This is a genomic window from Rhabdaerophilum sp. SD176, from assembly GCF_030143245.1.
Lineage (GTDB): Bacteria > Pseudomonadota > Alphaproteobacteria > Rhizobiales > Beijerinckiaceae > Rhabdaerophilum.
This window is the reverse complement of the sequence record NZ_JARJNS010000001.1, coordinates 262269-286842: the sequence shown is the minus strand read 5'-3', so window position 1 is coordinate 286842 and position 24574 is coordinate 262269. Positions and strand designations below refer to the sequence as shown.

Sequence of the window (24574 nt, the reverse complement as noted above, 5' to 3'; positions counted from 1 at the left end):
CGGGCAAAGAAGCGCCGGCTGCGCCTGCCGCACGAAAAATTGCCGCCTAGCGGTGAACCGCTGCCGCGCCCTCCTGCGTAACAGAGTCAGGGCCAACAAGGAGGTTGTTGATGCGGCTGGTACTGGGTTGTCTGGCAGGCTTGATGACATTCGGCATGGCGACAGCGAACGAGCGCGGTCCGATGACCGGCGAGCAGATCCGCGAGGCCGTCACCGCGAATCGCGTTTATCTGGCGACGCCGCTGGGCGGTGAGTTGCCGATGAACTACCGTCCCGGCGGGCGTGTGGATGCCTCGGGTGAGGCGATCGGTCTTGCACGGTTCTTCAAGCCACAGGATTCGGGTCGCTGGTGGATCACCAACAACCAGCTCTGCCAGCAATGGCAGGAATGGTACAAGGGCCAGCGCATGTGCTTCACGCTCGAGCGTGTCGGGGCGAACCAGCTGATCTGGCGCCGGGACAATGGCGAGAGCGGCAAGGCCCGGCTGGCGCCGAATTAACGATTTCGAAAGTCTGGCCCGGGGCAATGCTTGACCCGGGCGCCACTCGCCTTTAACCCGCCTTATTCTGGGTTTTGTGTTGCCACAACGGTTCACATTCTCGTGACTGGGGGAAGGTGTTCTTCACTTTCCCGGTTTGGGTGGGGGGCATATGCCGGTTCGGAACGAAGGCGGGGCGAACAGCCCGGGCATCCATGGCCGTGCGGCGTCGATCTTCATGCGGATTGCGGGTGTCTCGGCGCTTGCCCTGCTCGCTGCCAATTGCGCGAACCAGCCTTCCGGTCCCGGCCGCCAGCACACGTCCAAGGAAATCGGGGCGTTTTCCCATCCGAAATATGGCAAGGCCAGCCCTCGGGTTGTGGGCCTGGATGACGACGCGCCGAAGGGCGGCGGACGCTATCAGGTCGGCCGACCCTACACGGTGGCGGGCAGGCGCTATGTCCCGCGCGAGAAGCCGGTGGGCTACAGCGTTTCCGGTCTTGCCAGCTGGTATGGCATTGCCTTCCATGGGCGCAAGACCGCCAATGGCGAAGTTTATGACCGCAATTCCATTTCGGCAGCGCACCCGACCATGCCGCTGCCGAGCTACGCGCGGGTGACCAACCTCAACAACAACCACTCGATCATCGTGCGTGTGAACGATCGCGGGCCCTATCATGCCGGCCGCGTCGTCGACGTCTCGGAAAAGACGGCCAATCTTCTCCAGTTCCGCCATATCGGCACGGCGCGGGTGAAGGTGGATTATCTCGGCCCGGCCGGTCTGGCAGGGTCTGATGATACAAGGCTGATCGCCTCGCTCTCGACCAATGGCCCGGCCCGGGCGCCGGCCGGCGGGACATCGACGACGATGGTGGCCTCGATCGAGCCGGTAGCCACGGCCCGCCCGCAGCGGAATTCGTCGCTCCTGTCCTTCACCTCGCAGCAAGATGAAAGTACTGTTCCGCTGACGCGCGCCGCAGCGCCGCAGGAGCCGGCCGTCATCACGCAGACGCGGTTCACCCCGGTTGTCGATGCGCCGCTGCCGCCGGCCCGTCCGTTCGATCTCGACACGATCGGCGGTGCGGCGAGCCCTGTCGTTCCGGGTTCGCTCCCGGCGGCCGGTTCGCAGCGCCCGAGTGGCGCGGCGCTGCCGCCCGCCCGGCCGACCGATCTGTCCTTTACCGCTATGGAAGGCGGCTTCTCGCGCTTCGGTGCCGGGCATCCGTTCAGCCAGTTCGACCGGTTCGATACGCTCCAGCCTTCGCGCGGCAGCACGCGCTGACTTTCCCCGCCTGAGCCCTTGCCACGGTTTGACCTTGCCCCGCCGCTTGGGCATTAAGAGGGCGGGAGGCCCCAAGGGCAGATGGTCAGGCGTTTTCGGAATTGGGTGATCGGCCTCGCCGCGCTCGCTGCGGCTGCGTCGCCGCTTGCCGCGCAGGACCGTGCTGCACCCTTCGAAACTGCCGCGAAACAGGCCTTACTCTTCGATCATTCCAGCCGGGCCGTGCTGTTCGAGCGCGAGGCCGACCGCCGGATCGCGCCGGCTAGCCTCGCCAAGCTGATGACGGTGGCCATCGTCTTCCGCGAGATCAAGGAAGGCCGGCTGAAGCCCGAGGATGACATGGTCGTCTCGGTCGATGCCTGGCGTCGCGGCGGGGCGGTTTCCGGCAATCCGAACATGCTGCTGACGCCGAACCGGGTGATCAAGGTCGGCGAATTGCTCACCGGCCTGATCGTCGGCGGGGCCAATGATGCCGCGATCACACTGGCGCAGGGCATTGCCGGGCAGGAGCCGCGATTCGTCGAGCTGATGAATGCCTATGCGCAGAGCCTCGGCATGCGGAACTCGGTGTTCCAGAACGCCACCGGCTATGCCGCCGAAGGGCAGGTCGTGACCCTGCGCGATCTCGTGACCCTGGCGACGCATCTGATCGATACCTATCCCGAGCTCTATCCGATTTTCGGCCAGCGTGATTTCGCGCTCGGGCGCGGTCGGCAGGTCAACCGCAACCCGCTGCTGCCGATGGAAATCGGCGCGGATGGCCTGGCGACCGGGTTCCTGCCGGAGACGGGGCAGGCGATCATCGGCTCGGCCGTGCAGGATGGCCGGCGGCTGATCGTTGCCATGGCCGGGCTGGAGAGTGTGCAGGAACGTGCGCTCGAGGCCCGGAAGATGCTTGAATGGGGTTTCCGCCGCTTCGAAATCCGGACGCTGTTTCCGGAAGGCACGCGGATCGGTGAGGTCTCGGTCTATGGTGGCGAGCGGAGTGCTGTCCCGGTCCAGACCGCCAGGGATGTCCGGCTTCCGCTGCTGCGTGGCACGAATGACGGCACGCAGCTGCGCCTCGTCTATCGCGGGCCGCTGCCAGCGCCGGTCGAGGCCGGCCGTGAAGTCGCACGGCTGGAAATCCTGATCGACGGGCGGTTGATCCAGTCCGCGCCGCTCGTCTCCTCCGAAAGGGTGGGGCCGGGTGGCATTGTCGATCGTGCCCGGGATGCGGCCCTTGAAGTGTCGCGGCAGGTTGCGCGGAACGGCATCGGCTGGGTTGTCGCGCAGTTTGGCTGGCGAAAGAAGCCGGAATCGCCGCCGCCCGGTGCGCAGGCGCCGGCCACAACCGGCTCAACCGGAACGCGGGCGCCATGATCGATCCGGGATTCTTCATCACGTTCGAGGGCGGCGAGGGGGCGGGCAAATCGACGCAGATCCGCTTCCTCGCGGAGACCCTGCGCGCAGCCGGGCACGAGGTTGTCCTCACGCGCGAGCCCGGTGGCACGCCGCTGGCCGAGGCGATCCGCGGCCTGCTCCTGAATGCCGGCGACCCGCCGGAAGCGATGACGCAGGCGCTGCTTTTCGCGGCCGCCCGGTTTGATCATGTCAGCCGGGTGATCCGTCCGGCCATGCGGGCGGGACAGATCGTGCTGTGTGATCGCTTCGCGGATTCGACCCGCGCCTATCAGGGCGAGGCCGTCGCCGAGGATGCACTGGAGGCGACGATCCTGCTCGGCACATCCGGGCTGGTGCCGGACCTGACGCTCCTCCTCGACCTGCCTCCGGAAGCCGGCCTTGCCCGGGCGCGTCAGCGCGGCACGGCGGGCGATGCCTTCGAGCGCGCCGACCTCGCCTTCCATGCCCGCGTGCGGGCGCGGTTCCTCGCGCTTGCGCGCCGCGAGCCGGACCGCATTCATGTGGTCGATGCTGACAGGCCGGCCGAGGCGGTGGCTGCCTCGATCCGCGCGCTGGTGGTGGCGCATACTGCGATCGACCTCGCCGGAGCCGGCGCCTGATGGTTCGCCTGCCGCGCCTGGCCCTGCCGCCGCCGGAATATCCGGAGATCGACCGGTCCGTGGAACTGCCACATCCCCGCGCCATGCTCGGCCTTGTCGGCCACAATGCCGCGGAGGCCGAGTTCCTTTCGCTCTACCGCGCCGGCACGCTTCACCATGCCTTCCTGCTGACAGGGCCACAGGGCATCGGCAAGGCGACCTTTGCCTATCGCGCGGCGCGCTTCCTGCTGGCGGAGGGCGAGCGTGCCTCGGGCCTGTTCGGCGAGCCGCGCGATCTTGCGGTGGAGGAAACGAGCCGGACGGCGCAGCTCATTGCCAACGAGGCGCATCCCGATCTCGTCGTGCTCAAGCGGCGCTACAAGATCAAGGAAAAGAAGATTCCGGCCGAGATCGGCGTCGAGGATACCCGGGCCGCGCTGGGTCTCTTTTCCAAGACCGCGGCTTTCGGCGGCTGGCGGATCATCATCATCGACTCGGTCGATGACCTGAATTCCGCGAGTGCGAATGCCATCCTCAAGACGCTGGAGGAACCTCCGGCGCGCGCGATGTTCCTGATGGTCTCCCACCAGCCCGAACGGCTGCTGCCGACGATCCGCTCGCGCTGCCGGGTGCTGCCGTTCCAGCCGCTTCCGGCTGCCGATCTCGCGGTCATGCTGCCGGAACTCCTGCCGGGCGCCTCGCTCGATCCGGCGATGGCCGATTGGGCGGAAGGTTCGGTCCGGCGGGCCCTGCGGCTGGCCGATCCGAAGCTGCGCAGCTTCCTCGTTCTGGTCGACGGCATCCTGCAGGCGCTGCCGAAGCGGCTCCATCGCGAGATCGACCAGCTGGCCGAGGCGGTGCGGGGTGCGGAACAGGCCTTGCCGGACATGCTGGAGCGGATCGAGTGGTGGTTGCACGGGCGCATCCGCTCCGCCATTGCCGCGGGCGATCTGGCGCGCGCGCAGGATCTCGCGGAGTTCTGGAGCCGGATGCAGGAGGGAGCCGGCCAGATGGAGGCGTTTAACCTCGACCGCCGCGCCTACGTGATCACGCTGGTTGACGAGCTTTCGACGCTGGTTTCCGGCCGCGGCCGCTGATAGAGACAGAAACGGCGCTCCGCGCGCCCGATTCCGGCATGGCCTGTCGCGCCAGCCGGCAAGCCAGGATGACCCACGTGACCGAGCGTTTCTTCATTACCACCGCGATTTCCTATCCGAACGGCGTTCCCCATCTCGGCCATGCCTATGAGCTGATGGCCTCGGATGCGATCGCGCGGTTCATGCGGCTGGATGGACGTGACGTTTTCTTCCTGACCGGCACGGACGAGCACGGGCTGAAGATGGCACAGACCGCCGAACGCGAGGGGCTAACCCCGATCCAGCTGGCCGATCGCAATGCGGCGGCCTTCCGGGCCATGGGCGCGGCGCTCGATTCCACGAATGACGATTTCATCCGGACGACGGAGCCCCGCCACTACGCGGCCAGCCAGGCGATCTGGCGTCGGATGGAGGCCAATGGCGACATCTACCTGTCGAAATATTCCGGCTGGTATTCCGTGCGCGACGAGGCCTTCTTCGACGAGAAGGAACTGACCACGGGCGAGGGCGGCAAGCGCTTTGCGCCGAGCGGTGCGCCGGTCGAATGGGTGGAGGAAGAGAGCTATTTCTTCCGCCTCTCCGCCTATCAGGACAAGTTGCTGGCGCTCTATGCCGGCCAACCGGATTTCATCGGCCCGGAAAGCCGGCGCAACGAGGTCGTGAGCTTCGTGGAGCGCGGGCTGGAAGACCTCTCGATCAGCCGCAAGACCTTCACCTGGGGCATTCCCGTCCCGGGCGACGACAAGCATGTGATGTATGTCTGGGTCGATGCGCTGACCAACTACATCACGGCGGCGGGCTTTCCGGACGAGCAGGCACCGCGCTGGAAATACTGGCCTGCCAGCGTCCATATCATCGGCAAGGACATTGTGCGGTTCCATGCCGTGATCTGGCCGGCCATGCTGATGTCGGCCGGGTTGCCGCTGCCGAAGCGCGTGTTCGGGCACGGGTTTCTCACCAATCGCGGCGAGAAAATGTCGAAATCTCTCGGCAATGTGCTCGATCCGATCGCGATGAGCGAGCAATACGGGCTGGATGCGTTCCGCTATTTCTTCCTGCGCGAGATCTCCTTCGGCGCCGATGGTTCCTATAGCCACGAAGCAATTGTGGGCCGGCTCAATGCCGATCTCGCCAATGATCTCGGCAATCTCGCCCAGCGCTCGCTCTCCATGGTCAACAAGAACTGCGATGCCAAGGTGCCGCCATGCCATGCCCTGACGGGCGACGAGGAAACGCTGCTCGCCAGCGCCTATGCTCTGGCTGGTGGCGGCCGCAAGCACATGGACAGTTTTGCGCTCCATGCCATCCTCAACGATATCTGGCGGGTCGTCGGCGATACCAACCGCTATTTCGCCGGGCAGGCGCCATGGGCGCTCCGCAAGACGGACCCGGCCCGGATGGAGACTGTGCTCTGGACGACGGCGGAAGTGCTGCGGGTGATCGGGCTCGTCACACAGCCCTTCATCCCGATTGCCGCCGGCAAGCTGCTCGACCTGCTGGCCGTGCCGGCAGACCGGCGGATGTTCGCCCATGCCGTGCCCGGGCACGCCCTGGTGCCCGGCACCGACCTGCCGGCGCCGATGGCCCTGTTCCCGCGCTATGTCGAGCCGGAAACGGCAGGAGAGGGGGCGTGACGCTGCCCGTTCTCACCGACACGCATTGCCATCTCGATTTCCCCGATTTCAGCTCCGAGATCGAGGCGGTGGTGGCTCGTGCGGGCGCTGCCGGCGTCAGGCGCATGATCACGATCTCGACGCGCATCCGCAAGATCGAGAGCTATCGCGCGCTGGCGGAGCGGTTTCCGAATGTCTGGTTCTCGGCGGGCACGCATCCGCATAATGCCGCCGAGGAAACCGACATCACGCTGGAGGATGTGCTGAAGGCCGCCGATCATCCGAAATGTGTGGCGATCGGGGAAGGGGGGCTCGATTACCATTACGACAAGTCCCCGCGTGACCAGCAGGCGGCCTCCTTCCGGATGCAGATCGAGGCGGCGCGCCGGACCGGCCTGCCTCTGGTCATCCATGCCCGGGCGGCCGATGATGACATGATCGCCATTCTCGAGGAGGAGATGGCGCGCGGGCGGTTCAAGGCCGTGCTCCATTGCTTCTCCTCCGGGGCCGAGCTGGCGCGGCGCGGCGTGGCCCTCGGGCTCTATCTGTCGTTTTCGGGCATTCTCACCTTTCGCAATTCGGAGGAACTCCGCATGATCGCCGCCGAGGCACCGGAGGATCGACTGCTGGTCGAGACGGACGCGCCCTATCTCGCACCGGTGCCGCATCGCGGAAAGCGGAACGAGCCGGCCTTCACCGCCCATACAGCGGCGGTGCTGGCCGGTGTGCGCGGGAAGCCGCTGGAGGCCCTGGCGCCGATCCTCGAGGCCAATACCGAGCGGCTGTTCGACCGGCTGGGAAAGGCCGCCTGAACCATGGCGATGCGCGTGACCATTCTCGGTTGCGGTTCTTCTGGCGGTGTGCCGCGCGTCGCGCAGGGCTGGGGCAAGTGCGACCCGTCCGAGCCGCGCAACCGGCGCCGGCGCTGCTCGATCCTTGTCGAGCGAACCGGCCCGGACGGCGTGACGCGGGTGCTTGTCGACACGTCACCCGATCTGCGCGAACAGCTGATCGATGCCGGTGTCGATGCGCTGGACGCGGTTGTTTTTACGCATGAACATGCCGACCATACCCATGGGATCGACGATCTCCGGCCGCTGGTGCTGGCGATGCGCCGGCGCATTCCGATCTATGCCGATTCACGCACGATGGACTTGCTCTATGCACGGTTCGGCTATTGCTTCCAGACGCCCGATGGAAGTGATTATCCGCCGATCTTGACTTTTCATCTAATTGATAATAAAAGAGAATTCGAAATCAACGGAAGGGGTGGCCCGATCCGTTTCCAGCCATTCCCGCTTCAGCACGGCACAATCGAGGCGCTGGGCTTCCGGATCGGCGATCTGGCCTATACGCCGGATGTCAGCGCCATTCCGGACGAGAGCGTTCCCCATCTCGAAGGGCTCGGCCACTGGATCATCGATGCCCTGCGTGATTTGCCGCATGGCACGCATTTCAGCCTTGGCGAGGCGCTTGACTGGATTGGCCGGATGCGGCCGCAGAAGGCCGTGTTGACGAACCTCCATACCGATCTCGATTACGGGCGGCTGGTCCGCGAAATGCCGCCGCATATCCGTCCGGCCCATGACGGCATGATTGTCGAGTTCAGCGAACGCAGCGCGGACTGAATGGCAAAATTCTTTCGACGGTTTCCCTTCGCGGTCAGCCTTGGACGCATGAATGGGGCTACGGGAAGGAGTTGCCAAAAATCTCTGAAGAAAACGTCGGAAGACAATGAATATAATGAGGAAATTTGTCGCAAGATCCAGCCGTCCCGGGCCCGTTTGCCATCCCTGTAAGTTCCATAATATGTCTTATGCGAATCATGGATCAGGATTGACGCGGCTCTCACTTCGGCCTCCTCTTCACACGTTTCGCGCATGGCCGGTCTTCGCCGGCACCCTCGATCCGCCGCCACTGGAGCGCCCATGAACCCTTCCCGGAACATCGAAGGCCTGCTCGCCATCATGGCGGCTCTTCGCGACCGCCAGACCGGTTGCCCCTGGGATATCGAGCAGGATTTCGCGAGCATCGCGCCTTACACGATCGAGGAAGCCTATGAGGTCGCGGATGCAATTGCCCGAAACGATATGGTCGATCTCTGCGACGAACTGGGCGACCTGCTGCTTCAGGTCGTGTTCCATGCGCGGATGGCCGAGGAAGCCGGCCATTTCGCTTTTGCCGATGTTGTCGAGGCAATCACACGGAAGCTGATCCGCCGCCATCCGCATGTCTTCGGCGACCGTTCAGCCGGCAATCCCGGGCTGGTCAAGGCGCTGTGGGAAGCGATCAAAGCCGAGGAACGTGCCGAGAAGCAGGCGCGCAAGGCTGCGGCCGGCCGGGGCAGCGGAGCACCGGAAGTGAGCCTGCTGGATGATGTGCCGCGGGTGATGCCCGCCCTCACCCGCGCGGTCAAGCTCCAGAAAAAGGCCGGCACAGTCGGGTTTGACTGGAACGATCCGCGCGCGGTCCTCGCCAAACTGCGCGAGGAGATTGCCGAGGTCGAGGAGGCGCTCGATCAGGGCGACAAGGCGCATCTACAGGAGGAAATCGGCGACATGCTGTTCGTGATCGCCAATCTCGCGCGGCATGCCGATATCGAGCCGGAGGCGGCGCTCGGCGATGCCAATGCGAAATTCTGCCGGCGCTTCCGCCATATCGAGGCCGGGCTGGCCGCGCGCGGAAGCAGCCTGGCGGAAGCCAGCCTCGAGGAGATGGATGCGCTTTGGCACGAAGCGAAGATGCTGGAAAGGCCGCCCGGTGGCGCCGTCTGAAATCAGGCGGGAACGAGTCGGGCTTTCGGGTAGCGACGCAGCAGGCGCCCGGCTTCCTCGTGGCCGACGCGAATGCGCAGCGACAGCGTGCCGGAGCGATTGGTGCGGCGGGACAGCACTTCGGCATGGCTGTAAAGCCAGGCGAGGCCGGCGCCATCCTCGGCCGGCAGGCTGAGCGCATAGGTGTCACGCCCGCCCGAGAGACGGCGTTCGATCTCGGCCAGCAACGTCGGCACGCCGAGCCCCGTGAGTGCTGAGACCAGCACCGGGGCCCCCTCGCCCCGGCGTTCCGCTACGCCGGCCAACCGCTGGGCCTCGGCAGCGGGCAGCAGGTCGGCCTTGTTCCAGACTTCGATGATCCGGCGTTCGGCGGCACCGCTGATGCCGAGATCGGCGAGAACCTGCCGGACATCGAGTTCCTGCGCTTCCGTATCCGGGTTCGCGATATCGCGGACATGCAGGATGATCTCGGCCGAGATCACGTCTTCCAGCGTGGCGCGGAAGGCCGCGACCAGCTGCGTCGGCAGGTCGGAGATGAACCCGACCGTATCCGACAGCACGACCTTCAGGCCATGTGGCAGGGCAATGGCCCGCGTTGTCGGGTCAAGCGTGGCGAAGAGCATGTCCTTCGCGAGAACTTCGGCTGCAGTCAACCGATTGAAAAGACTCGATTTTCCGGCATTGGTATAGCCAACCAGTGCGACAGTCGGATACGGTACCTTGCTGCGGCTGGCACGGTGCAGGCCGCGCGTGCGCTTCACATCCTCGAGGTCACGCTCGATCCGGGTCATCCGTTCCTGGATGAGGCGGCGGTCGGTTTCGATCTGGGTTTCGCCGGGGCCGCCAAGGAAGCCGAAGCCGCCGCGCTGCCTCTCGAGATGGGTCCAGGAGCGGACCAGCCGCGACTTCTGGTAGGCGAGATGCGCCAGTTCTACCTGGAGGCGCCCTTCCCGCGTCGATGCGCGGCGGCCGAAAATCTCAAGGATAAGGCCGGTCCGGTCAATCACCTTTGCCTTGAAGGCCTGTTCGAGGTTGCGCTGCTGAACCGGGCTGAGTGCACAATCGACCATGACGAGGCCGATCTCCTCATCCGCGATGCGCGCCGCGAGTTCCTCGACCTTGCCCTGCCCGAGATAGGTGGCAGGGCGGGTCTGGCGGAGCGGCACGATGACCGAGCCGACAATGCTCAGATCGATGGCCATGGTCAGGCCAACCGCCTCCTCGAGGCGCGCTTCCGAGCTGCGTAGCATCGGCGTGGCGCCCGGCACGTTGGCGTTGAGATAAGGCCCAACCACCAATGTCCGCGTGCGGGTGGCGATGGCCTTTTCCGGCTCGAAGGCAGCCCCCTTCTTCCGCGGGCTCTTCACGGCCGGTGGCTGTTCAACCGGGATGTCAGAATCCGGGGGGATGGAACGCGTCACTCTTCGTCGTTCGGGCCAGGCAGGTGGATCGGCGAAGCCGGCATGATGGTCGAGATCGCGTGCTTGTAGACAAGCTGCGACACTCCGTCGCGCTTCAGCAGAACGCAGAAATTGTCAAACCACGTCACTGCACCCTGAAGTTTCACGCCATTGACCAGGAAGATCGTGACCGAAATCTTGTTCTTGCGGACATGATTGAGAAAATTGTCTTGAAGACTCGGTGTACGTTCAGTCGCCATTCTTATTCACCTGCTTATGCGGCGCCCGATCAGGCCCCTGGCTCCACCCCTCCGGAAGCCTCGGGCCTTGCCCCCAGCCAGTATCCGCAGCGCGGATCTTGGCTCAAATTGCTGCGCTGCAACCTTTGACTATATCCTGCATGAATTCGCCGAAATTCCAAGAGCGCGACCCTTGTATTTTTCAACAATCCGATCGCCAGGTAACAAGGCTTCCTGCTCTGTCTTCAGATGCCGAGGGATTTCAGTTTCCTGTGCAAGGCGGAGCGTTCCATGCCCACAAACTCGGCCGTGCGCGAGATATTGCCGCCGAAGCGGTTGATCTGCGCAATGAGATATTCGCGCTCGAAGACCTCCCGTGCCTCGCGCAAAGCCATCGACAGAAGGCGTTCGCCCCCTGCCCCGCTGGGCGTCGGCGGCGCCGACGAGCCGACATCCTGCGGCAGCATCTCGGCGGTGACTTCCTGGCTCGGATCGCCCGCCGCGAGGATCATCAGGCGTTCGACATTGTTGCGCAGCTGCCGGACATTACCCGGCCAGTCATGCGTCTGCAGGATGGCCATTGCATCCATCGCGATCCGCCGCTTGGGCAGGCCCGAAGCGACAGCGATCTGCTGCATGAAATGGTCGATCAGGTCGGGGATATCCTCCCGCCGTTCCGCCAGAGCCGGCACCCGGATCGGCACGACGCCGAGGCGATGGTAGAGATCCTCGCGGAAGCGGCCGGCGGCGATTTCCTCCTGCAGGTCACGGCTGGTGGAGGAGATGATCCGCACATCGACATGGACGCGGGCATTGCCGTCGACACGCTGGAAATTCTGGTCCACCAGCACACGCAGGATCTTGTTCTGCGTCTCGCGCGGCATATCGGCGATCTCGTCGATGAAGAGCGTGCCGCCATGGGCCTCCTCCAGCGCACCGATGCGCCGAGCGGCCTTGCCCTTGCCGCCCTCGACACCGAACAGCGCTTCCTCCATGCGCTCCGGGGTGATCGCCGCCGCATTGATGACGACGAAGGGGCCGGCCGAGCGGGCCGAGATCTGGTGCAGGCTGCGCGCAGCCAGTTCCTTGCCGGCGCCGGGCGGACCGCTGATCATCACACGGGCATTGGTAGGGGCGACGCGTTCGATCTGCTGGCGTAGCTGGGAGATGACGGTCGATGCGCCGACGATCCCGTCCGGCACGCCGGAGCGGGTCTTCAGGTCGCGAATCTCGCGCTTGAGCGCCATCGACTCGAGCGCCCGCCGCGCCACGAGGACGAGGCGATCGGCCTTGAAGGGCTTTTCGATGAAGTCATAGGCGCCCTGCTTGATGGCGGCGACTGCGGTCTCGATATTGCCGTGGCCGGAGATCATCACGATCGGGATTTCCGGATGCTGTTCCTTGATGACCTCCAGCAATTGCAGCCCGTCGAGCCGGCTGCCCTGGATCCAGATATCAAGGAAGATCAGGTTGGGCCGGCGCGCCTCGATCGCGGCCAGCGCTTCGTCCGCATGCCGGGCCGTGCGTGTCGTATACCCTTCATCGTCGAGAATGCCGGCCACGAGATCGCGGATATCGGCCTCGTCGTCGACGATCAGAATATCGCCTGCCATGTCACTTTCCTTCAATCGGCTTCGGATCCGCCAGGCCGGAAGCGGCCAGAGTGCGGGGCAGATGGATACGGACCAGCGCGCCGGGGGGCTGGATTCCGTTTTCGGCAGGGGGATCGAGCAGCTCGATCCGCCCGCCATGGTCTTCGAAGATCTTCGCCACGATCGGCAGGCCGAGGCCGGTGCCGCCCTCGCGGGTGGTCATGTAGGGCTCGAGCAGGCGCTGACGGCCCTCGGCGGGAAAGCCCTTGCCGTTGTCGCGGATGTCGATGGCCACCCATTCCGGCGTGATGGCGGAGAGGCCGAGCATGATGCGCCCCTCCCCGGCCGGGCCTGCCGGAGATTCGGCGATCGACTCGCAGGCATTCTTCATGAGATTCTGGACGGCCTGTGCGATGAGCCGCCGGTCGAAACGGGCAGAAAGACTCTCCTCCGGCAGGTTCTCGTCAAACGCGATGCCCGGATTGCCGACGCGCATCATGAAGCTGACTTCGCGCAGCGTCTTCACGAGGTCATCCTCGACCGGTTGCGGCTTCGGCATCCGCGCGAAGGAGGAGAACTCGTCGACCATCCGCTTGATGTCGTCCACCTGGCGGATGATCGTGTCTGTGCATTGGTCGAAGACGTTGCGGTCCTCGACGATGACCTTGCCGAACTTCCGGCGGATGCGCTCGGCGGAGAGCTGGATCGGCGTGAGCGGGTTCTTGATCTCGTGCGCGATGCGCCGCGCGACATCGGCCCAGGCCGAGGTGCGCTGCGCGGTGACGAGTTCGGTGATGTCATCGAGCGTCACCACCTGCCCGCCGGCGGAATCTCCGGTGAGGCGAACCGAGAGGATGCGCTCCTGTGCCTTGCGCTGGATACGGATCTCATCCTGCTGAAGGCGTGCACCGCCCTGCCGGCTCTCCTCGATGAAGCCGGAGATTTCCGGGAAGACCTCTGCCAGCGGCTGGCCATGGACCTCCCGGTCGCCGATGCCGAGGATCTGGCGGGCCATCGGGTTGATCAGGCTGACCCGACCTTCGAGGTCGAGACCGACCACGCCGGCCGGCACGCCGGCAAGCACCGCCTCCATGAAGCGGCGCCGCCGGTCGATCAGCGCATTGGCCTCGCTGAGGCTGGAATGCTGTTCACGCAGGACGGTCGTCATGTTGTTGAAGGTCGCGCCCAACTGGCTGAGGTCATTCCCCATCTTGGACAGCGGAACCTGAACGTAGAGATTCCCTGCGGAAACCTGGTCGGTCGCCTGCATCAGCCGGCGGATCGGATCAACCAGCCGGTCGGAGAAGCCGAGGCCAAGCAGCACCGATGCGAGCAGGCCGATCAGCGTCAGCAGCACGAAGACCAGCGCGATGCCGTATTGCGTGGCGTTCCGCCGGGCTTCCAGGACCTGGTATTGCAGCACGCCCGATCGGGCGACAACCGGGAATTCGAGCATGCGCGGATCAATGCCGCGCGCGACCATCAGGTAGGAATCAGGGCCGAAATCCCGCAGCTTGATGAGACCGCCGATGGCCTCGCGGGTGAAAAGGCAGGGAATCTCATCGGTTTCGGCATAGCGGAAGTCTTCGGGCGAGACGGTAGGCGGTTCGATTTTCCGCCCCTCCACTTTCGCCTGCTCGACCATGGTGCCGTCATCCTTGAAGATGACCGCATAGGGAAAGCCCAGTGCGACGGCCCGGGCATTGAAGAAGGCCTGGAACCCGGCCGTGTTGCCAAGGAAGAAGCCCGAGGCATTGGTGCGATCGAGATCGTTGGCCATCAACCGGAGTTCGCGGCCGATATTCTGGCAGATCTGCTGCTGGAAATTGCGCGAGATGATCTCGGCATTCTGGACAAGGGCGCGCAGATCGCCGGAAAACCACGGCGTCAGGCCGCGCTCCAGCGCGATGATGCCAGCCCCTGCGACGAGAGTGGTCGGAACGGCAGCGACAAGGCTGAACAGGGCAACGACGCGGCGATGGAGGCGCGCGCCGGCCAGCCCGGCCTGATTGGCGCGTCGGAGGCGGACAAGCTGCCGGATGACAAGCGCGAACAGGGCAAGGATCAGCACCACGTCGATGCCGAGCAGAACGAGCACGGCGGTTTCATCCGGTTCGACGCCGAAGGAACCCAGCAGGAACAGGAAGGTGCCGATGGCAGCAACCAGTGCGACTCCGACGATGGTCGGTGCCCACCAGGACCCGACGGGCTCGTCCACAAGGCCGCTTCCAGCTGGCGGGGCAAGCCGCTGACGCGCCTCTTCCGGTGCCGGCGTGGCCTTGTCCGTCATGGACCGGGCTTTCGGAAACTGAATGACGTCACGGCCAATCCTGCTGCAGACGGCAGGGCCAGCCACAGCGATGCCCCGCGACTCACCCGCGCGCGAACCTTAGGCGCGAATGACTCATCTGCGCAACACTGTTGTTGAATTACGACAAATCTGCGGCGGGCTCAGCCCACCGCGCTGGTCATCCGGATGCCGAGTTCACGGATCTTCTTGCGCAGGGTGTTCCGGTTGAGCCCGAGCAGATCTGCGGCGCGGACCTGGTTGCCGTTCGTGGCTGCGAGCGCCGCAGCCACCAGCGGGCGCTCGAATTCCACCAGGAAGCGGTCATACAGGCCCGGCGGCGGCAGATCGTCCCCGAAGCGGGCGAAATGCGTCTTCAGATAGTTCCGGAAGAAGGCCTCCAGCGTTTCACCCGAGCTTGGCACGGCCTCGACGATCCGCGTTTCGGTCTCGCGCGGGGCGGCCCGCCGGACGACGGAAAGTTCGTTCTCGATTGCCTGGGGGCCGATCACATCATCGGGGTGAAGCGCGGCCAGGCGGCGGACAAGATTCTCAAGTTCGCGGATATTGCCCGGCCAGTCATGGCGCTTCATGCGCTCGAGGCCGGCCTGGTCCACACTCTTGCGGGGCAGGCCCTCCTTCTCGGCAATCGACAGGAAGTGCCGCACGAGATCCGGGATGTCGCCGAGGCGCTCGCGCAGAGGCGGCAGCCGGATCGGCACCACGGAGAGCCGGTAGTAGAGGTCCTCGCGGAACAGGCCCTTCTCGATCAGCGTAACGAGATCCTTGTTGGTCGCGGCGACGATGCGGACATCGGTCTTGATCGGGGTCCGGCCGCCAACCGTCATGTATTCGCCCTGCTGGAGCACGCGCAGCAGGCGGGTCTGGGCTTCCATCGGCATGTCGCCGATCTCGTCAAGGAACAAGGTGCCGCCCTCGGCCTGCTCGAAGCGGCCCTGGCTGCGCTGGTTGGCGCCGGTGAAGGCGCCCTTCTCGTGGCCGAACAGCTCGCTCTCGATCAGGTCCCGCGGGATCGCTGCCATATTGATCGCCACGAAGGGGCCGCGGCGACGTCGGCCGAAATCATGCAAAGCCCGGGCGACGAGTTCCTTGCCGGTGCCGCTCTCGCCGGTGATCATCACGGTGAGATCAGTATTCATCAGCCGGGCGAGGACGCGATAGACATCCTGCATGGCGGCAGAGCGGCCGACCAGCGGGATTTCCTCGGCCGGTTTCGCGGCTCCGCCTGTTTCGGCCGATTTCGCCTCGTCTTCGTCCGGCGCCTTCCGCGCCTCGCTGCCGGCAAGGGCCTGGCCGACGATCCGCACGAGCTGGTCGAGGTCGAAGGGCTTGGGCAGGTATTCGTAGGCGCCGCGTTCCGAGGCGCGGATCGCCGTCATGAAGGTGTTCTGGGCGCTCATCACCACGATCGGCAGATGGGGCCGCGCCTTCTTCATCCGGGGCAGCACCTCGAAAATGTTCTCGTCCGGCATCACGACATCGGTGATCACCAGGTCTCCGTCGCCCGCCTCGACCCAGCGGGAGAGGATATTGGCGCTGCCGGTCGAGCGCACCTCGTAGCCCGCCCGCATCAGGGCCTGGGACACCACAGTCCGGATTGCTAGATCGTCGTCCGCCACAAGGATCATGTGCGCCATGCCTTCCCGGCCCTCGTCACTGTCACCGGGCCGGCAGGGCCTCGTTGCCTTGCCGCCCGGGTTTTCTTTTTCAGCGTTCCCGCTGGTGGTGCATCGGCAGGAGGATCCGGAACAGGGTCTGTCCCTTCAGCCTTTCGCACTCGATGACGCCGCCATGGTCGCTGACCACTTTCGCAACCAGTGCAAGACCGAGGCCAGTTCCACTCGCCTTGCTGGTGACGAAAGGTTCGAAGAGATGCGGAACCAGATGTTCGGGGATGCCTGGGCCGTTATCCAGAATCCCGACTTCGAAGGGCAAAGCCACGCGCCGGCCACTCGTGGGGACCACCATGGAGACGCCCGGCCGGAACGCGGTCGTCAGCGTGATGCGCCCGGCCCGCCGCTCGCTGCCGATGGCTTCGGCGGCGTTCTTGACGAGGTTCAGGATGGCCTGGACCAGGCGGTCCCGGTTGGCGAGGATCGGCGGAAGCGAGGGATCGAACCGGTGTTCGAAGGCGATATGCGCTGCGAAACCGCTGCTGGCCAGCCGGCTGACATGGTCCAGCACTTCATGGATATTGACCGGCGACATCGGCATGGGACGTCCGTCGGAGAAGACCTCGAACCGCTCGACGAGCCGGACGATCCGGTCAACCTCCGAGCGGATCAGCGTGGAAAGCGGCTTCTCTGCCTCCGGGAGGGAATGCTCGATCAGCTGGGCCGCACCGCGAATGCCGGAAAGCGGGTTCTTGATCTCGTGCGCCAGCATCGAGGCCATGGCGCTGACCGACCGAACCGCATCCCGGTGCGTCAGCTGGCGGTTCATCTTGTCCATGATGGCGCGGGGCTGGATGACCAGCAGGATCGAGCCGGCACTGTCGACCAGCGGCGAGGCATAGAGATCGACCAGCTGCTCGCCCTTGGCGGTCTTGCTGGGCGAGAGATCGATCCCGTATTCGGTGACGCTGCCGCCCTTTTCCCGCACATGCTCGACCGACTGGATCAAGGGCGAGCCGGGCGGCAGCACTTCCGCGATATAGCGGGCGCGCAGACGCTCGCGGCCGGCGCCAAAAAGCTGCTCCGCGGCGGTATTGGCGAAGGCGATGCGATTGTTGCGGTCGACCTCGACCACAGGCATCGGCATGGCATCGATGAGATTGCGCAACGAACCGGTTCCATATTCGGCTGCCGCGCCAAGCAGGATCTCAGGCGGCATGTATGAGGGGTGCCCTGCCTTCCGTTGCCTCACCGAGGGATTCGAGGAAATGGATGACATGACGCGCTTCTTCCGTTTGCAAGATGGTCGCCAAACGCTCCTGCGGGACCGGAATGCCGGCCGCTTTCGCGTGGTTGGCAAAGGCCGCGACATGCTTGCGTGCATGGCGCACGCCCTGTCGAAGCCCCATGGTTTCTAGGAGGTGGGTGTAGTGCCGGATCATTGCGGCGGCTTTTTCTGCCGGATCCGGCGCCTGCCAGGGCCGGCCCGTCAGGCCATGGCCGATCTGGCCGACGAGCCAGGGCTGCCCGAGCGCAGCGCGGCCGATCATCACCCCGTCGGCGCCGGACAGCGCCATGGCCTCGCGGGCCTTCTCGAGGCTGTCGATATCGCCATTGACGATGACCGGCAGTGTCGTTGCCTCTCGGACAGCCCGCACGGCCTGCCAATCGGCCTGGCCCTTGTAGAATTGCTGCCGCGTGCGGCCGTGGATCGTCACGAGCGAGAGACCGCAATCCTCGGCCCGCCGGGCCAGTTCCGGCGCGTTGAGGCGGGATTCATCCCATCCGAGCCGCATTTTCAGCGTCACCGGGACGGAAACCGCATTCCGGACCGCTTCGATCAGCGTCTGGGCGTGGTCGAGGTCGCGCATGAGAGCAGAGCCGCTCCAGCCATTGGTGACGCGCTTGGCCGGGCAGCCCATATTGATGTCGATGATATCCGCGCCCGAGGCTTCGGCGACGCGGGCCCCCTCGCCCATCGGCCCGGCCTCGCAGCCAGCAAGCTGGACAACATGGAGCGACAGCCCCTCGCCCTCTGCCCTGAGGCGGGCTTCCTCGTCGCCCGCGGCAAGCTGGTCAGCCGCGACCATCTCGCTCACCACGAGCCCGGCACCGAAGCCGGCGGCGACCTTCCGCATGCCATGATCGGTCACGCCGGACATCGGCGCGAGCAGCGCGGGTGTCTCGATCCTGTGCGTTCCGATCCGGAAACCTGTCGAAGATAACGCCATTGTGCCTAAAATTTCATCATTTCGCTACCGGTTGGGCAGAGGGGGCGGATTCGCGCCAATCTGCATCCGGATGCCGGCATGGATCACCGGCGGCGGGGGCGAGGCGGTTGACCGGTCGTTCCAGCTCTTCCCCCGAGCCGGATTGACGGATAGACGAGTTTTCCGCTTTGGTCATGCGGAAACATGAGATCCCCGATTGCCATGACTGATTCCGCCCCTCTCGCCGCCCTTGTTGTCGCTGCCGGGCGGGGCACCCGGCTTGGCGGGCCCGTGCCGAAGCAATACCGACATGTCGCCGGTCGCCCCGTGCTGACGCATACGCTTGAACATCTCCTTCGCCCGGCCCTGTTCGACCGGGTGCTTGTGGTGATCCACCCGGATGACAGCGCCGCCTTCGCCGGGGCCGTCGCCCTGCTGGGAGCGGCCGGCGCGCGGATCGACTTCTGCCCTGGCGGTTCGTCGCGGCAGGATTCTGTCCGGCTCGGGCTCGAAGCGCTGGCACAGGCGGGCCTGCCCGATCCGGCGATCGTGCTGATCCATGATGCTGCCCGCCCCTTTTCCAGCGAGGCTGTGCTGATGCGCGCCGTGCTCGCGGCCCAGCGTACCGGCGCCGCCATTCCCGTTCTGCAGGTGCCTGATACGCTCGCGGTTCTGGACGAGGCCGGGTATCTCGCCGGCAATCCCGACCGGAACAAGGTCCGCCTCGTGCAGACCCCGCAGGCCTTCCGGTTCGGGCCGGTTCTGGCCGCGCATCGCCGGGCACTGGCCGAGGGCCGCACCGATTTCACGGATGATGCCGGGCTGGCTGTGGCTTATGGGCAGGGGGTTGGCTCCTTCGCAGGCGATGAGGCGCTGTTCAAGATCACCCGCGAGGAGGATCTTGCGCGGGCCGAGCGCCATCTCGCCCCGCAGGCCGAGACGCGGACCGGCCTCGGCTATGATGTCCATGCCTTTACCGAGGGCGACCATGTCTGGCTAGGCGGTGTCGCGATCCCGCATGGCCGCAAGCTGCTCGGGCATTCCGATGCCGATCCGCTGCTCCATGCGCTGACCGATGCCCTGCTGGGCACGATCGGCGATGGCGATATCGGCCAGCATTTCCCGCCTTCGGATCCACGCTGGAAGGGCGCGCCTTCGCGGCTCTTCCTCGCCGATGCCGCGCGCCGGGTGGCCGAACGGGGCGGCCGTATCGTCTCGGTGGACTGCACCGTTCTGGCAGAAGCGCCGAAGGTCGGCCCGCATCGCGCCGCCATGCAGGCGCTGATCGGTGAGGTGCTCGGCCTTGCGCCGGAGCGCGTCGGCATCAAGGCGACGACGTCGGAAAAGCTCGGCTTTGTCGGCCGCAGCGAGGGCATCGCCGCCATGGCTGTGGCCAATGTGATGTTCGGAGGAGGTTGACCCATGCCCCGCCCGCCTTCTGCTGGCCGCCTCGCCCGCGAGGTTCTTGCCCTGGCCCGTGCCCGCGGGCTGACTATCGCCACGGCGGAATCCTGCACGGGCGGGCTTGTCGCCGCCGCGCTGACCTCGATTGCCGGTTCGTCGGATGTGATGGACCGGGGCTTCGTGACCTATTCGAATGCCGCCAAGACCGCGATGCTCGGCGTGCCCGCGCCCTTGATCGCGTCGGTTGGCGCCGTTTCCGCCGAAGTGGCGGCCGCCATGGCGGAAGGCGCACTCCGGGCTTCCGGCGCCGGGCTGGCGGTGTCGATCACGGGGGTTGCCGGTCCCGGCGGCGGTTCGGTGGAAAAGCCGGTCGGACTGGTGCATTTCGCGGCGGCGGCGCGCGATGGCCGTGTCAACCGCATCGAGCGCCGCTTCGACGCCGCGCTCGGTCGTTCCGGCATCCGCCGTGCTGCTTGCATGCAGGCCCTGCTCATGCTCCGCGATCTGGCACAGGAAAGTGTGGTCAGCGCCTGAGCGGCTCAGTTTCGGGCGCGCGCGGCCAGGGCATCTGCCCGCGTCTCGAAGGCTTCCGCCATCTTGCGGAACACCTTTTCGAACACGGCGCCGGCCAGCATCTGGAAGGTGCGGCTCTTGAATTCATAATCGATGAAGAAGCGCACATCCGTGCCGCCATCCGGGCGGGCGACGAAGGTCCAGCGGTTCTCGAGATGCCTGAACGGGCCATCGACATAGGTGACCCGGATGGCATGGTTCGGTTGGTCCAGCTCGACCCGCGTGGTGAAGGTCTCGCGGATCATCTTGTAGCCGATCGACATATCGGCCAGCAGGACCTGCGTCTCGCCGGCTTGGCTGCGCCGGCGGATGGCCAGGGCTTCGCACATCGGCACGAATTCGGGATAGCGCTCGATATCCGCGACAAGGTTGAACATCGTCTCGGGCGAATGGCGCACCACCCGCGTGGTTTCGAAACGCGGCATGGTTATCCCAACGCGGCCCGGGCGGCCTTGAGGCGGGCGAAATCCTCGCCGGCATGATGCGAAGAGCGCGTCAGCGGCGAGGCCGAGACCATGAGGAAGCCTTTGGTATAGGCGATGGTCTCGAAGCCCTTGAACTCGTCCGGCGGGACGAAGCGGATCACTGCATGGTGCTTCTTCGTCGGCTGGAGATATTGCCCGATGGTCAGGAAATCGACATCGGCGGAGCGCAGGTCGTCCATCAGCTGGAGCACCTCGTTCCGCTCCTCGCCGAGGCCGACCATGATGCCCGATTTGGTGAAGATGGTGGGGTCAAGCTCCTTCACCTGCTGCAACAGCCGGATCGAATGGAAATAACGCGCGCCGGGCCGGACCTTGAGATATTTCGACGGCACGGTTTCCAGATTGTGGTTGAACACATCGGGCCGGGCCTCAACCACCACTTCGAGCGCACCGGGTTTGCGCAGGAAATCCGGCGTCAGGATCTCGATCGTGGTCTTCGGCGAGGCGGCGCGGATCGCGCGGATGGTGCGCGCGAAATGCTCGGCGCCCCCATCCTCGAGATCATCGCGATCAACCGAGGTGATGACCACATGCTCCAGACCGAGCTTCGCCGTGGCGGTGGCGACGTAATCCGGTTCGTTCGGATCAAGCGGCGCGGGCATGCCGGTCTTCACATTGCAGAAGGCGCAGGCCCGCGTGCAGGTGTCGCCCATGATCATGAAAGTGGCGTGCTTCTTCTCCCAGCACTCGCCGATATTGGGGCAGCCCGCCTCCTCGCAGACCGTGACAAGGCCATTCTCCTTGACGATCCGGTGGGTTTCCTTCCAGCCCGCCGAACCCGGCGCCTTGACGCGGATCCAGTCCGGCTTGCGCTGGATGGGGTTATCCGGCCGGTGGGCCTTTTCCGGGTGGCGAACCTCTCCGGAGAGGCTCTTCCGGCGTGGATCGTTGGCAATCAGATCGATGGTCGGCATGGCGTTCCCTTGCTCTTCCCCCAACTAGTTGCCAAGCCGCCTTTCATCAAGCGGCAACTTGGCATGGCGGCCATGTCAAGGCTGAGGCGCCCGAGAGAGGGTGCCATGACTCGAACTCTGGGCAGGCTCAACGGCTCAGGAAGCGGCTGACCACGATCACGATGACGCCGCCCAGCACGGCGGCAATCATCGAATGCAGGAACGGCCCACCAAGCCTCAGGCCCAAGGCGCCGAGCACGAAGTGCCCGACCACCGCGCCGACCAGCCCGATAATGATGTTGCGGATGATGCCGCCCGAGCCGCCGACGATCAGGCTGGCCAGCCAGCCGGCAATGCCGCCGAGGATCAGGGTGACGAGGATGGGAGGAATGGTCATGTTGGAGACCTCAATCTTTGAAATATAATGCCTTACGCACCCAGTAAGCAAAAAGATGTGCCATCACAAGGACAAGGGCAGCCCCGATACCACGGTCAATTCCGACATTACCAGTAAATGGGCTCGCTTCGGTCCAGAACATCATTGTCAAGATCGGGGCAGCAAAGGCCGCGGCATCGACTGCCCCGACCATGATCCTCGTTTTCCGATCATGTTCGTTCGCGTACATCGGGGCGCCTCACGCATTCAGCGCCTTGCCATAGGCGTCGAGTACACTTTCCTTCATCATCTCCGACAGGGTCGGATGCGGGAAGATCGTGTGCATCAGGTCTTCCTCGGTGGTCTCGAGATTCATCGCCACCACGAAGCCCTGGATGAGTTCGGTGACTTCTGCCCCGACCATATGGGCGCCGAGAAGCTGGCCGGTTTTCGCGTCGAACACCGTCTTGACGAGGCCGTTATCCTCGCCGAGCGCGATGGCCTTGCCATTGGCGCCGAAGGAGAAGCGGCCGACCTTGACGCTGTAGCCGGCTTCCTTCGCCTTGGCCTCGGTGAGGCCGACGCTGGCCACCTGCGGGTGGCAATAGGTGCAGCCCGGGATCTTGCGCTTGTCCATCGGGTGGACATGCAGGCCCTTGATATGCTCGACGCAGAGCACGCCCTCATGCTCGGCCTTGTGGGCCAGCATGGGCGGGCCGGCGACATCGCCGATCGCATAGAGGCCGGGCACGTTGGTGCGGCCATAGCCGTCGATCACCACGCAACCGCGATCCGTCTTCACGCCGAGCGCCTCAAGGCCGAGATTCTCGATATTGCCGACGACGCCGACGGCCGAGATCATCCGCTCGGCGGTGATGTCCTGCTTGTTGCCCTTGTCATCCTCGAGGGTAGCGGTGACGCTGTTCGCGCCCTTCACCACCTTCGTCACCTTGGTGCTGGTGAGGATCTTCATGCCCTGTTTCTCGAAGCTCTTGCGGGCAATGGCCGAGATTTCCGCATCCTCGACCGGCATGACCTGGCCCATCACCTCGACCACGGTGACCTCGACACCCATGGTCCGGTAGAACGAGGCGAATTCGATGCCGATGGCGCCGGAGCCCATCACGATCAGGGATTTCGGCATGGCCGGCGGCACCATGGCCTCGAAATAGGTCCAGATCAGCTTGCCATCCGGCTCGATGCCCGGCAGCGCGCGCGGGCGGGCGCCGGTGGCGATGATGATGTGCTTCGCCGTGTAGGTACCCGCACCGAGTGTGCCCTTGGGGACGGGATGCTGCGGCTGGACAGCCGGCTTCGACGAGGCCGCGACGACGATCTCGCCCGGCTTGGTCAGCTTCGCTTCGCCCCAGATCACGTCGATCTTGTTCTTCTTCATGAGGAAGCCGACGCCGCCATTGAGCCGGCCGGAAACCCCGCGCGAACGCTTGACGACATCGGCCGGATCATAGGTGATCGTGCCTTCCAGCTTCAGGCCGTAATCCTTGGCATGCTGGGCGAAATGATAGATTTCCGCCGTGCGCAGCAGGGCCTTGGTCGGGATGCAGCCCCAGTTGAGGCAGATGCCGCCGAGATGCTCGCGCTCGACGATCGCGGTTTTCAGGCCGAGCTGGGCCGCGCGAATGGCTGCGACATAGCCGCCGGGGCCGGAGCCGATGATGATGATATCGTAGGCGGACATGCGCACTCCTGATTTTAGGACAAGTGGACGAACTGCGCCGAACGGGCGCAATCCTCATTGAGGGTCGCGAAGACCTTGTCGGCCTCGGCGAAACGTCGGTTGAATTCGTCGGCCGGCATCGTCATGGCGCCTTCCGCCAGGGCATTGAGATCCCAGGACAGTTTCGAATAGCGCTCGCGGGCCTTGTCGGGCGTGAAATTGGCGAGGAAGGTGCCGAGGGCGCCGAAACGATAGACGAGGCTCTTCAGCTCGCGGCGCGCCTCGGCGCGGGATGTTTCTTCCATCCGGCCATCTAGATGGCGGGCGTTGATCTCCTCTGCCCGGAGGCGGAAGGCGAAGAACACCTCGATAATGTCGCGGCATGTCTTGAGGTTCTCGGCGCGCAGCACGTTCTGCCGCACGGCCTCGATATTCCTCGTGTAATTGTAGCTCTGGCTGATCGAAGAGATCAGCGAGAGCGAGGCAATGAGGAGAGACAGCGCCGGAAGGGACAGCGCACGCAGCAGGATTGCCGGTCCCGAACGCGCCGTTGTCCCCATGGTTGCCCCTTTCCGG

General features: G+C 65.1%; 23 protein-coding genes and 1 pseudogene. 11 read left to right on the top strand and 13 right to left on the bottom strand.

All coding sequences use genetic code 11. From position 1 onward, the window contains the following. Window positions 1–110 precede the first annotated feature (110 nt). The 9 genes from P0652_RS01370 to mazG all read left to right on the top strand — a co-directional run bounded on the left by P0652_RS01370 (window position 111) and on the right by mazG (window position 9227). A complete protein-coding gene (locus P0652_RS01370; RefSeq protein ID WP_284176957.1) occupies window positions 111–500 on the top strand; it encodes a hypothetical protein in 390 nt (129 codons plus the stop codon). A 151-nt stretch (window positions 501–651) separates the two neighbouring features. Further along, a complete protein-coding gene (locus tag P0652_RS01365; protein WP_284176956.1) occupies window positions 652–1761 on the top strand; it encodes a septal ring lytic transglycosylase RlpA family protein in 1110 nt (369 codons plus the stop codon). A gap of 81 nt (window positions 1762–1842) precedes the next feature. Next, on the top strand, window positions 1843–3123 hold the full coding sequence (locus tag P0652_RS01360; protein ID WP_284176955.1) for a D-alanyl-D-alanine carboxypeptidase family protein: 1281 nt from the start codon (window positions 1843–1845) through the stop codon (window positions 3121–3123). Then, window positions 3120–3764 carry a dTMP kinase gene (tmk, locus tag P0652_RS01355; RefSeq protein WP_284176954.1) on the top strand — a complete coding sequence of 215 codons (645 nt, stop codon included), beginning with the start codon at window positions 3120–3122 and terminating at the stop codon, window positions 3762–3764. Before P0652_RS01360 ends, tmk begins: the two co-directional genes overlap by 4 nt. Continuing rightward, window positions 3764–4840 carry a DNA polymerase III subunit delta' gene (locus tag P0652_RS01350; RefSeq protein ID WP_284176953.1) on the top strand — a complete coding sequence of 359 codons (1077 nt, stop codon included), beginning with the start codon at window positions 3764–3766 and terminating at the stop codon, window positions 4838–4840. The genes tmk and P0652_RS01350 overlap by 1 nt, the downstream gene beginning before the upstream one ends. 68 nt (window positions 4841–4908) lie before the next feature. Beyond that, window positions 4909–6474 carry a methionine--tRNA ligase gene (gene metG / locus P0652_RS01345; protein ID WP_502947438.1) on the top strand — a complete coding sequence of 522 codons (1566 nt, stop codon included), beginning with the start codon at window positions 4909–4911 and terminating at the stop codon, window positions 6472–6474. Window positions 6475–6476: 2 nt separating this feature from the next. Continuing rightward, window positions 6477–7265 carry a TatD family hydrolase gene (locus tag P0652_RS01340; protein WP_284177410.1) on the top strand — a complete coding sequence of 263 codons (789 nt, stop codon included), beginning with the start codon at window positions 6477–6479 and terminating at the stop codon, window positions 7263–7265. 3 nt (window positions 7266–7268) lie between these two features. Next, window positions 7269–8081 carry an MBL fold metallo-hydrolase gene (locus P0652_RS01335; protein ID WP_284176951.1) on the top strand — a complete coding sequence of 271 codons (813 nt, stop codon included), beginning with the start codon at window positions 7269–7271 and terminating at the stop codon, window positions 8079–8081. A gap of 300 nt (window positions 8082–8381) precedes the next feature. After that, window positions 8382–9227, top strand: a complete 846-nt coding sequence (mazG, locus tag P0652_RS01330) for a nucleoside triphosphate pyrophosphohydrolase (protein WP_284176950.1) — start codon at window positions 8382–8384, stop codon at window positions 9225–9227. Window positions 9228–9229: 2 nt separating this feature from the next. Here mazG and hflX read toward each other — a convergent pair whose 3' ends face one another. From hflX to dusB, 7 genes are all read right to left on the bottom strand, one after another. Next, window positions 9230–10594: a GTPase HflX gene (gene hflX, locus P0652_RS01325; protein ID WP_284177409.1), complete on the bottom strand. Its 1365-nt coding sequence runs from the start codon at window positions 10592–10594 to the stop codon at window positions 9230–9232. A gap of 50 nt (window positions 10595–10644) precedes the next feature. Next, window positions 10645–10887, bottom strand: a complete 243-nt coding sequence (hfq, locus tag P0652_RS01320; protein ID WP_284176949.1) for an RNA chaperone Hfq — start codon at window positions 10885–10887, stop codon at window positions 10645–10647. Window positions 10888–11111: 224 nt separating this feature from the next. Next, window positions 11112–12479: a nitrogen assimilation response regulator NtrX gene (ntrX, locus tag P0652_RS01315; protein WP_284176948.1), complete on the bottom strand. Its 1368-nt coding sequence runs from the start codon at window positions 12477–12479 to the stop codon at window positions 11112–11114. 1 nt (window position 12480) lies between these two features. Further along, window positions 12481–14748: a sensor histidine kinase NtrY-like gene (locus P0652_RS01310; protein ID WP_284176947.1), complete on the bottom strand. Its 2268-nt coding sequence runs from the start codon at window positions 14746–14748 to the stop codon at window positions 12481–12483. Window positions 14749–14909: 161 nt separating this feature from the next. Further along, a complete protein-coding gene (ntrC, locus tag P0652_RS01305; RefSeq protein WP_284176946.1) occupies window positions 14910–16403 on the bottom strand; it encodes a nitrogen regulation protein NR(I) in 1494 nt (497 codons plus the stop codon). A 70-nt stretch (window positions 16404–16473) separates the two neighbouring features. Next, window positions 16474–17598 (bottom strand): two-component system sensor histidine kinase NtrB, encoded by a 1125-nt coding sequence (locus tag P0652_RS01300; protein WP_284176945.1) that lies wholly within the window; start codon window positions 17596–17598, stop codon window positions 16474–16476. Next, window positions 17588–18610, bottom strand: a complete 1023-nt coding sequence (gene dusB / locus P0652_RS01295; protein ID WP_284176944.1) for a tRNA dihydrouridine synthase DusB — start codon at window positions 18608–18610, stop codon at window positions 17588–17590. Before dusB ends, P0652_RS01300 begins: the two co-directional genes overlap by 11 nt. A gap of 201 nt (window positions 18611–18811) precedes the next feature. Here dusB and P0652_RS01290 point away from each other — a divergent pair, with 201 nt between their 5' ends. After that, window positions 18812–20008, top strand: coding sequence for a bifunctional 2-C-methyl-D-erythritol 4-phosphate cytidylyltransferase/2-C-methyl-D-erythritol 2,4-cyclodiphosphate synthase (locus P0652_RS01290; protein ID WP_284176943.1), 1197 nt, complete (start codon window positions 18812–18814; stop codon window positions 20006–20008). 3 nt (window positions 20009–20011) lie between these two features. Next, window positions 20012–20524: pseudogene (locus P0652_RS01285) on the top strand (CinA family protein); the annotation flags it as partial. A gap of 8 nt (window positions 20525–20532) precedes the next feature. Here the strand turns inward: P0652_RS01285 and P0652_RS01280 are convergent. From P0652_RS01280 to P0652_RS01255, 6 genes are all read right to left on the bottom strand, one after another. After that, window positions 20533–20991 (bottom strand): type II toxin-antitoxin system RatA family toxin, encoded by a 459-nt coding sequence (locus P0652_RS01280; protein ID WP_284176941.1) that lies wholly within the window; start codon window positions 20989–20991, stop codon window positions 20533–20535. A gap of 2 nt (window positions 20992–20993) precedes the next feature. Further along, window positions 20994–21965 (bottom strand): lipoyl synthase, encoded by a 972-nt coding sequence (lipA, locus tag P0652_RS01275; protein WP_284176940.1) that lies wholly within the window; start codon window positions 21963–21965, stop codon window positions 20994–20996. A 127-nt stretch (window positions 21966–22092) separates the two neighbouring features. After that, entirely contained in the window at window positions 22093–22341 is a 249-nt protein-coding gene (locus P0652_RS01270; protein ID WP_284176939.1) for a GlsB/YeaQ/YmgE family stress response membrane protein, read from the bottom strand. Between the two features lie 10 nt (window positions 22342–22351). After that, window positions 22352–22570 carry a hypothetical protein gene (locus P0652_RS01265; protein WP_284176938.1) on the bottom strand — a complete coding sequence of 73 codons (219 nt, stop codon included), beginning with the start codon at window positions 22568–22570 and terminating at the stop codon, window positions 22352–22354. A 9-nt stretch (window positions 22571–22579) separates the two neighbouring features. After that, window positions 22580–24019 (bottom strand): dihydrolipoyl dehydrogenase, encoded by a 1440-nt coding sequence (gene lpdA / locus P0652_RS01260; RefSeq protein WP_284176937.1) that lies wholly within the window; start codon window positions 24017–24019, stop codon window positions 22580–22582. Window positions 24020–24033: 14 nt separating this feature from the next. Continuing rightward, a complete protein-coding gene (locus tag P0652_RS01255; RefSeq protein ID WP_284176936.1) occupies window positions 24034–24558 on the bottom strand; it encodes a hypothetical protein in 525 nt (174 codons plus the stop codon). Window positions 24559–24574 lie beyond the last annotated feature (16 nt).